The organism is Embleya sp. NPDC056575, from assembly GCF_042793325.1.
GTDB lineage: Bacteria > Actinomycetota > Actinomycetes > Streptomycetales > Streptomycetaceae > Embleya.
Genome location: NZ_JBHTVA010000108.1, coordinates 20,255 through 29,258 on the forward strand (window position 1 = coordinate 20,255; position 9,004 = coordinate 29,258).

Below are 9,004 nucleotides of genomic sequence, written 5' to 3' on the forward strand. Positions count from 1 at the left end.
CAACTCCTGTTAGGCCTTCCCCACCCCCTGCCCCCCCCGGGCCGCCCCCCCATCCCCCCCGGGGGCCCGCCCCCCCCCTGCGGGTGGCCCGGGCCGGGGGGGGCGGGCCCCACGCGCGCGCCCCGCGAACGACCCGACGCGCGGGTCAGGAGCGTACCGACACCGGGGCGCCGTCGGGTTGTTCGTCGTCGACCCGTTCGCCGGCCTCCTCCAGGATGATCCGGCCCATCAGTTCGTAGCGCTCCGGGCTGCGGGCCCGCATGTACAGCGCCAGCGCGATGCCGCCGACGAAGACGCCGCCGACGATGTACGGGGTGAGCGTGAACAGCAGCGAGTCGGAGGCGGCGCCTGCGGCGGTCTCCATGTTCTGCAGGAGCAGCACCACCACCGCGATCATCGCGACGCCGCCGACCAGCGGGGCCAGGAACGTGCGGAACCAGTGCGCCGTCTCGGGGTGGTTCCTCCCGACGTGGAAGTAGCCGATCACCGCGAACGAGCACAACGTCTGCACGATCAGGATGGCCATCGTGCCGAGGATCGCGAGCAGTGTGTAGAGGTGTATGTACGGGTCCTGATCGGTGATCAGGAACAGCAGCACGATGCCGGTGGCGATGACGCTCTGCACGAACGAGGCGAAGTACGGCGAGCCGTGCACCGGGTGGGTGTTGCCGAGTCTGCGGGAGATGAAGCCCTCGCGGCCGATCGCGTACAGGTAGCGCGCCGCGCACTGGTGGAAGGCCATGCCGCAGGCGAACGAGCCGGTGATCAGCAGCCACTGGAACCAGTCCACCGCCCAGCCGCCGATGAAGTCCCCGGTCGGGCCGAAGAAGACGTCCAGCGGGGCGGACCCGCTCGCGATCTCCTTCGACTTCTCCAGGCCGCTGCCGTCGATCGCCATCCAGGAGACGAACACGTAGAACAGGCCGACGCCGATCACCGAGATCAGCGTGGCGCGCGGGATGACCTTCTTCGGGTTGCGCGACTCCTCGCCGTACATGGCGGTGGACTCGAAGCCGACCCACGACCAGAACGCGAAGAACAGACCGAGCCCCGCCGCGCCCTTGAACGCGTTGGCCGGGTTGATCGGTTCGGCGGACAGCCCGTCGGGCCCGCCGCCCTGGACCAGCACCGCGATGGCCATCGCGGCGAGCACCGCGACCTCGGCGACCAGCAGCACGCCGAGCAGGCGCGAGGTGAGGTGGATGTCGAACCAGGACAACACCGCGGTGACCGCGAGCATGCCCAGGGCGTAGATCGACCAGTTGAGGTCGACGCCGAACTGGGCGTTGACCGTGGTGTCCGCGAAGTAGGCGAAGATGCCGACGATGGAGGCCTCGAAGACCACGTACGCCAGCACCGCGAGCAGTCCGGAGGCCATGCCCACGACCCGGCCCAGGCCGTGTGAGATGTAGCCGTAGAAGGCGCCCGCCGAGGTGATGTGCTTGGCCATCGCGACATAGCCGATGGAGAACACGCTGAGCACCAGGGTCGCGAACAGGTAGCCCGCGGGGGCGCCGATGCCGTTGCCGAAGCCGATCGCGATCGGCAGGTTTCCGGTCATCGCGGTGATCGGCGCGGCGGTGGCGATCGCCATGAACACGACGCCGACGAGCCCGACCGAATTGGCCTTCAGGCGTTGGACCTGCGGTGGTGCCGGGGATTCGACCTCGGGGGTTCGTCCCGCGTCAAAGTGGCCGGACATTCCACCTCCCTACCGTGCGTGGGGAAAGAACTGATGGCGTGTCAGCTTCGACCCCGGGGTGACACCGTCACAATTGACAGCCTGTCAAGGATCGGACCGATTCGCCCCTTGCGCTGTCGGTGCGGTGACACGCCGTGCGGGAGCCTTCCCGCATTGCCACCGGATCGACCCCGCCGGGTGCCGGGACCGGGCGGGCCGGCAAGCCATAGGGTCGGTCGTCATGGATACCGCCACGCCGGAACTGACCTATGGCGACATCAGGAACGCCGCCGAGCGCATCGTGGGGCTGACCCAGCCGGTCACCCTGATGCCCATCCACCCCTCGCCGCACGTGTGGCTGGCGCTGGAGTACATCCAGCACACCGGGTCGTTCAAGGCGCGCGGCGCGGCGAACTTCACCACCGCGCACATCGAGGCGGGCACCATGCCCGAGGCCGGCGTGGTGATCGCCTCCGGCGGCAACGCGGGGCTGGCCTGCGCGTGGGCGGCGCGCAGCGCGGGGGTGCGCGCGACGGTGTTCCTGCCGGAGACGGCGCCGCGGATCAAGGTGGAGCGGCTGCGCTCGTACGGGGCCGACGTGCTGCTCGTGGGCCGGGAGTACGCGGACGCCCTGGAGGCGTCCGCGCGGTTCGCCGAGGAGACGGGCGCGCTGTTGTCGCACGCGTACGACAATCCGCTGATCGCGGCGGGCGCCGGCACGCTGGTCCCGGAACTGGTCGCGGGGGTGCCGGGCAAGCTGGACACGATCGTCGTCGCGGTGGGCGGCGGCGGCCTGTTCGCGGGCGTGGCCACCGCCGCCGAGGAACACGGGATCCGCACGGTGGCGGTCGAGCCGGAGAACTGCCGCGCCCTGAACGCGGCCCTGGAGGCGGGCGAGGTGGTCGACGTCCCGGTCGACTCGGTGGCCGCGGACTCCCTGGGCGCCCGGCGTGTCTCCACCACCGCCCTGGCCACCGCCCGCCGCACCGGCGCCTTCTCGGTCCTGGTCTCCGACAAGGCCATCATCGAATCCCGCCAGGCCCTGTGGGACAACTTCCGCATCGTCGTGGAACACGCCGCCGCCACGGCATTGGCCGCCTTGTCCACAGGCGCGTACACCCCGGCCCAGGGCGAAAAGGTCGCCGTAATACTGTGCGGCGCCAACACCGACCCGGGCGATCTGGTCTGAGCGGCCTGCCGGGCGGAGCGGGCCGGGTCACTCACCGCCGGAGGCGACGAGCAGCCGCTCAGAGGGAATGTTCCGCCCGCATTCGGATTCCCCCTCAGTAGCATCTGCACATGGTTGACTACCTGGTCGTGTCGACGGCGGCGGAATCGCACGAAGCGGCGATGCGACTGGCTCGCTCGGCTGTCGCTGCGAGGCTCGCCGCGAGCGCCCACGTGACCGGCCCGGTGTCGTCCGTCTTCCGGCACGAGGGGCGACTCGGCGAGGGCGAGGAGTGGCAGACGTCCTTCAAGACCACGGCAGCCCGCTATACCGAACTCGAAGCTCACATCCTGGAACGCCATCCGTGGACGAATCCGGAAGTCTCGGCCGTGCCGTTGGTCTCCGGGTCGGCACCATACCTGGAGTGGATCGGCCGTACCGTCGCCTCCGATCGGGTCTAGGGCCTGGCCGACAACCGCTCGATATTGGGCACTTCGGACGTCGCCTCAGTCAAGTCGCCTGAACTGCTCGTATTCGGCTCGGAGTTCGGCGGCTTCCGGGATGCCTCGGGCCTCTGCGGCCTTGACGACTTCGAAGGCTCGCCAGTGGCTGGAGGGGGCGACTCGGCCGGAGCGGATCGCGCGGCGGGCGGTGGCGCAGGCCTCGTCGAGGCGGTCGTGGGTGAGCAGGATCAGGGCCAGGTCGAGGTGGGCGACGGCGGCTCGGCGGAGCGGATCGGCGGGTCGTTGCGGGGGTTGCGGATGGTGGAGGCGGTCTCGGATCTGGTGTCGTGGGGTCCGCTCGGAACGGGCGGCAAGGCCGTGTGGTGCCGGTTCGACCTCGAACCGCGGGGATTGGCACGGCCGTTCACGATGACCGGGAATCGCTGACGATCGCCGGTGCCGTCGGGGAGGGTGATCGGATGGATGACACGACGAACCACCCGAACGGTGACGCGTCCACGCGATCCGTGCCGGATCGCGCCGGCGAGGACGTCACACCCGCCGAGCGGCGTGCTCGGGCCGTCCGGCGAGCCTGGCATGTGCGGGCCGCGCGGGAGTGGGATCACGAGGAGTGGTGGCGGCTTCGTCAGGCGGAGAAGCGCGGTGATGCGTGATCTTGTCTCGTCTCCGGCCGCTCGGGACCGGTACTCGTCGGGTGCACGCCTTGGCTGGCTCTCACGCATTGGTTCGCCTGCCAATGCACCGGCAGCCGCCTCGGCCCACGGCAGCCCGGCCGCCACCGGTCACGGCGCGCGTCGGCTCCCGGAGCCCGGCGTGGCACAGACCCGTCCCGCCGCTCATCCGGCGGAATCCGAGCGACGTGTGTGCCGAGCGTCAGGGTCAGGCGACTGTGGGAGGCAGGGCGGTGGCGTCGATGCCCGACGCTCGGAGTCGGCTGGCAAGGTGCTCGACCTCGGGGAGGGTTCCCGAATGGGTACCGGTCAATACCCGGTCCAGGGCGGCTCGGACGTCCGTGAGGTCGAGGTTCAGTTCGGCGCGCAGCACCTGCATGAGCTTGGCCCGCTGCGCGGTCGGGGTCACCCGCAACGTTGCCTTTCCGTGCTCGGAGAGCAGCCGATTCCGCAGATGGGCGGGCAGATCGCCATCGCATATCGCCACCGCGAACCCGCACGTCGTGCACCGGCATTCGACATCCCAGCGGAGCGAATCGTCCACCAATGCCTGGACGCCCCACCACTCCGCTTGCGCCGCGCAGTCCTGACACACGGCGAAATACCTGATCGACGCCAAGACCACCTGTTCCAAGACCCCACCCCAACCCTTCGACACGGACGGGGCCGAACGGTGCACCCGGCCGCCGCCGCTCCCGCCGTAATACCCCATCACGCCTGGGTCTCTCGCGCCCCGCCGCTCGACCGCGCCTTGCCGCCCAACCGCATGGCCTCACCCCTCGGCCCCGTGCGCTCCGGCGCTCGGGCGCAGGGCTTCGGCCAAGACCTCCGCCAGGTGTTGTGGGCGGCGGTCGCTTACGTGGGTGATCTGGGTGTGGCAGCTGAAGCCGTCGGCCAGCGTGAGGGCCTCCGGGGTGGCCGCCGACAGCGCCGGCACCAGGCGGTCGGCTGCCACCGCCCTCGACAGGTCGCCGTGGGCCGCCTCGTAGCCGAAGTTGCCCGCCAGGCCGCAGCAGCCGCCCGCCAGGTCGCCGGTCAGGCCGGCCCGGGCGCGGAGGCGGCGGTCGGCGGCGTCGCCGAGTACGGCGTGCTGGTGGCAGTGGAGTTGGCCCGTCACCTCGCGGTTCACCGCCGGCGGCGACCAGTTCGGGGCGTACTCCTCCAGCGCCTCGGCGAAGGTCCGCACCGACTCGGCCAATCCCGCGGCGGCCTCCGCGCCGAGCAGTTCCGGCACATCCGTTCGCAGCGCCGCCGCGCAGGACGGTTCCAGGCCGACGATCGGCAGCCCGGCGTCCAGAGCCGGCCGCAGGGTGCGCATCGTGCGGGCCATCACCCGCCTCGCCACGCCCAGTTGCCCGGTCGACACCCACGTCAGCCCGCAGCACACCGACCCCGGCGGCACCACCACCTCCAGCCCGGCCGCCTCCAGCACCTCGACCGCCGCGCGCCCCACCGAAGGCCGGAAGCGGTTGGTGAACGTGTCCGGCCACAACACCACCCGAGGCCGCGAACTCCCCACCACCCGAGGCCGATCGCGCCACCACCGGGTGAACGGCACGGCGGCGAACGGCGGAATCTCCCGACTCCGATCCAACCCGGCCGCCCCCAACGCCACCCGCCGCACCGCCGGCACCCCCGTCACCGCGTTCACCGCGCCCGCGAGCCCCGGCACCGTCCCCACCGCCCGCGCCCACAGCGGCAGGTTGCCCAGCGCGTAGTGTGCCGCCGGCCGCACCCGGCCCCGGTAGTGGTGGTGCAGGAACTCGGCCTTGTACGTGGCCATGTCCACATCCACCGGACAGTCGCTGCGGCAGCCCTTGCAGGACAGGCACAGGTCGAGCGCGTCGCGCACCTCGGTGGACCGCCAGCCGTCGGTGATCACCTCGCCGATCAACATCTCGTGCAACAACCGGGCCCGGCCGCGCGTCGAATGCGCCTCCTCGCCGGTGACCCGGAACGACGGACACATCACCCCGCCCGACGCGTTCCCCGCCGACTCACGGCACTTGCCCACGCCCACGCAGCGTCGCACCGCCGCCGCGAAGTCGCCGCCGTCGGCCGGATAGCCGAACTCCACCGACACCGGAGTACGCATCCCGGTGAACCGCAGATCACCGTCCACAGGGTGTGGACGAACCAGGACGCCCGGATTCAACAGCCCGGCCGGATCCCAGATCGCCTTGAACCGGCCGAACAGTTCGACGATCTCCGTCCCGTACATCCGGGGCAGGAACTCGGCCCGGGCCTGCCCGTCCCCATGCTCCCCGGACAACGAACCGCCGTGCGCGACCACCAGATCGGCCAGGTCGCCGGCGAAGGCCCGATACGCGGCGACCCCGCGCGTGGTGAGCAGGTCGAAGTCGATCCGGATGTGTACACAGCCCTCGCCGAAGTGCCCGTACGGCAACCCGCGCAGCCCATGCCGCCGCATCAACTCGGCCAACTCCCGCAGGTAGGCGCCCAAACGCTCCGGCGGCACCGCCGTGTCCTCCCAGCCCGGCCACGCCTCGGAGCCGTCCGCCATCCGGGTCGCGGTGCCCGACGCCTCCTCCCGGATCCGCCACAGCGCCCGCTGCCCGGCCGGATCGGTGACCACGAGCGACGGCCCGCCGCCGGCCAACTCGCGCGCCTTCCCGGCCGCCTCGGCGACCGTGTCCCCGCCCACCTCGACGAACAACCAAGCCGCGCCCGGCGGCAGTGCCACCCCGCGCGCGGAGGACGCCAGAGCGACCAGACCCGCGCTCAGGCTCTCCACGGTCAGCGGCCCGTACCGCAGCAGCGTCGGCGCGGCGTCGGCCGCCGCGAAGTCGTCGGCATACCCGAGCACGGCCAACACACGCGCCTTCGGCGCCTCGACCAGACGCACGCCCGCCCCGAGCACGACCGCACAGGTCCCCTCCGTACCGACCAGCGCCCGGGCCAGATCGCGCCCGTGCTCCGGCAGCAGCCGATCCAGCGGGTAGCCGGAGACCCGGCGCGGCAGAGCCGAGAAGCCCCGCCGGATCAGCGCCAGGTTGGCGTCGGCCAGTGCCCCGAGCGCGGCGTGGATCTGCGCCGCCCGCCCCGTGGTCGGCACCGGCTCGCCCCGCCCGACCCGCATCCGGGTGCCGTCCGCCGTCGCGATGTCCAGCCACTCGACGTTGGCGCTCGTCCGGCCCCACGCGACCGAGTGCGACCCGCACGCGTCGTTGCCGATCATGCCACCGAGGGTGCAGCGGCTGTGTGTGGAGGGGTCCGGGCCGAAGGTCAGCCCGTGGCGGCCCGCCGCCCGGCGCAGGTCGTCCAGCACCACGCCGGGCTCGACGTGCGCGATCCGGGTCGTCGGGTCGACCGCGTGGATCCGGTTCAGGTGCCGCGCGAGGTCGAGCACCACACCGTTGCCCGTGGCCTGGCCGGCGATGCTGGTGCCGCCGCCGCGTACCGTCACCGGCGCCCCGAGTTCGTGGCACACCGCCAGCGCGGCGGCCACGTCGTCCGCGTCCAGCGGGGCGACCACGCCCGGCGGCACGTGGCGGTGGTTGGAGGCGTCCATCGAGTACAGCGCCCGGGCCTGCGGATCGAACCGGACTTCCCCGCGCACCCGCGCCCGCAACGCCTCTTCGAGATCCCCGAGCTGTGTCGTCACCCCGCCATCCTCACCCGAACCGGCCCCGGACAGGGCGCGCGCGCCCGCCGAAACGGCGCGCCACGCCGCGCACCGTCCATCCGTCGAGACCGCCGCCGGCCGAATGTCGGCCACATTCGTCTCATTGTGCGGAATACAGATCACTCACGAAACGGACACGACTACGCTCTTGGCGTGGCCGAGATCCAGATTCCCGCAGCGCTCATGCCCGCCGACGGCCGGTTCGGTTCGGGCCCGTCCAAGGTACGTCCGGAGGCGCTCGCCGCCCTCGCGGCGACCGGTACCTCCCTCCTGGGCACCTCCCACCGGCAGGCGCCGGTGAAGAACCTGGTCCGCCGGGTCCGCGAAGGTGTCGGCAGCCTGTTCTCCCTCCCCGAGGGCTACGAGGTGATCCTGGGCAACGGCGGTGCCACCGCCTTCTGGGACATCGCCGCGTTCGGCCTCGTCGACCGCAAGTCGCAGCACCTGTCGTTCGGCGAGTTCTCCTCGAAGTTCGCCGGGTCGGTCAAGGCCGCGCCGTGGCTGGACGAGCCCACCGTGATCAAGTCCGAGCCGGGCACCCACCCGCTGCCCCGGGCCGAGGCGGGCGTCGACGTCTACGCCCTGACCCACAACGAGACCTCGACCGGTGTCGCCATGCCGATCGCCCGGCCGGCGGGCGCCGACGCGGGTTCGCTGGTCCTGGTCGACGCGACGTCGGCCGCGGGCGGACTGCCGGTGGACGCGGCCGAGACCGACGTGTACTACTTCGCGCCGCAGAAGAACTTCGCCGCCGACGGCGGTCTGTGGCTGGCCGCGTTCTCGCCGGCCGCGCTGGAGCGGGCCGGCCGGATCGCCGGCTCCGACCGCTATATCCCGCCGTTCTTCGACCTGGCCACCGCGATCGACAACTCGGTCAAGGACCAGACCTACAACACGCCGGCGCTGAGCACCCTGTTCCTGCTCGCCGACCAGCTCGACTGGATCAACGGGCAGGGCGGTCTGGACTGGGCCGTCGCGCGCACCGCCGACTCGTCGGGGCGGCTGTACGCGTGGGCCGAGAAGTCCGCGTACGCGAGCCCGTTCGTGGCCGACCCCGCGGCCCGCTCGCAGGTCGTCGGCACGATCGACTTCACCGACGCGGTCGACGCCGCCGCGGTGGCCAAGGTGCTGCGCGCCAACGGCATCGTGGACACCGAGCCCTACCGCAAGCTGGGCCGCAACCAGCTGCGCGTGGCGATGTTCCCGGCGGTCGAGCCGGCCGACGTCGAGGCGCTGACCGCGTGCGTCGACTTCGTGATCGAGCAGCTCTGACCCGCACCGGGCAGCGGCTCTGAGCCGGATCGAGCAGCTTTGATCCACGCAGACAACGCGTGAACGGCCGCCGCCTCGGACCCCCGTCGGGAGGTCCGGGGC

General features: G+C 71.8%; 8 protein-coding genes. 5 read left to right on the forward strand and 3 right to left on the reverse strand.

The window, feature by feature from the left end:
- Window positions 1-145 precede the first annotated feature (145 nt).
- On the reverse strand, window positions 146-1,702 hold the full coding sequence (locus tag ACFRCG_RS45415; protein ID WP_380042538.1) for an APC family permease: 1,557 nt from the start codon (window positions 1,700-1,702) through the stop codon (window positions 146-148).
- A 220-nt stretch (window positions 1,703-1,922) separates the two neighbouring features.
- Between ACFRCG_RS45415 and ACFRCG_RS45420 the strand changes: the two genes are divergently transcribed.
- From ACFRCG_RS45420 to ACFRCG_RS45435, 4 genes are all read left to right on the forward strand, one after another.
- Window positions 1,923-2,870 carry a threonine/serine dehydratase gene (locus ACFRCG_RS45420; protein ID WP_379999407.1) on the forward strand — a complete coding sequence of 316 codons (948 nt, stop codon included), beginning with the start codon at window positions 1,923-1,925 and terminating at the stop codon, window positions 2,868-2,870.
- A gap of 110 nt (window positions 2,871-2,980) precedes the next feature.
- Window positions 2,981-3,310, forward strand: a complete 330-nt coding sequence (cutA, locus tag ACFRCG_RS45425) for a divalent-cation tolerance protein CutA (protein ID WP_380042539.1) — start codon at window positions 2,981-2,983, stop codon at window positions 3,308-3,310.
- Between the two features lie 24 nt (window positions 3,311-3,334).
- Window positions 3,335-3,739, forward strand: coding sequence for a hypothetical protein (locus ACFRCG_RS45430; protein WP_380042540.1), 405 nt, complete (start codon window positions 3,335-3,337; stop codon window positions 3,737-3,739).
- 32 nt (window positions 3,740-3,771) lie between these two features.
- Window positions 3,772-3,966, forward strand: coding sequence for a hypothetical protein (locus tag ACFRCG_RS45435; protein ID WP_380042541.1), 195 nt, complete (start codon window positions 3,772-3,774; stop codon window positions 3,964-3,966).
- A gap of 226 nt (window positions 3,967-4,192) precedes the next feature.
- Here the strand turns inward: ACFRCG_RS45435 and ACFRCG_RS45440 are convergent, their stop codons facing one another.
- Together ACFRCG_RS45440 and ACFRCG_RS45445 are read right to left on the reverse strand one after the other, a co-directional pair.
- Window positions 4,193-4,609, reverse strand: coding sequence for a hypothetical protein (locus ACFRCG_RS45440; RefSeq protein ID WP_380042546.1), 417 nt, complete (start codon window positions 4,607-4,609; stop codon window positions 4,193-4,195).
- 147 nt (window positions 4,610-4,756) lie between these two features.
- Complete coding sequence (locus ACFRCG_RS45445) at window positions 4,757-7,609, reverse strand: FAD-binding and (Fe-S)-binding domain-containing protein (RefSeq protein WP_380042542.1); 2,853 nt, start codon at window positions 7,607-7,609, stop codon at window positions 4,757-4,759.
- 174 nt (window positions 7,610-7,783) lie between these two features.
- Here ACFRCG_RS45445 and serC point away from each other — a divergent pair, with 174 nt between their 5' ends.
- Window positions 7,784-8,902 (forward strand): phosphoserine transaminase, encoded by a 1,119-nt coding sequence (gene serC / locus ACFRCG_RS45450; RefSeq protein WP_380042543.1) that lies wholly within the window; start codon window positions 7,784-7,786, stop codon window positions 8,900-8,902.
- Window positions 8,903-9,004 lie beyond the last annotated feature (102 nt).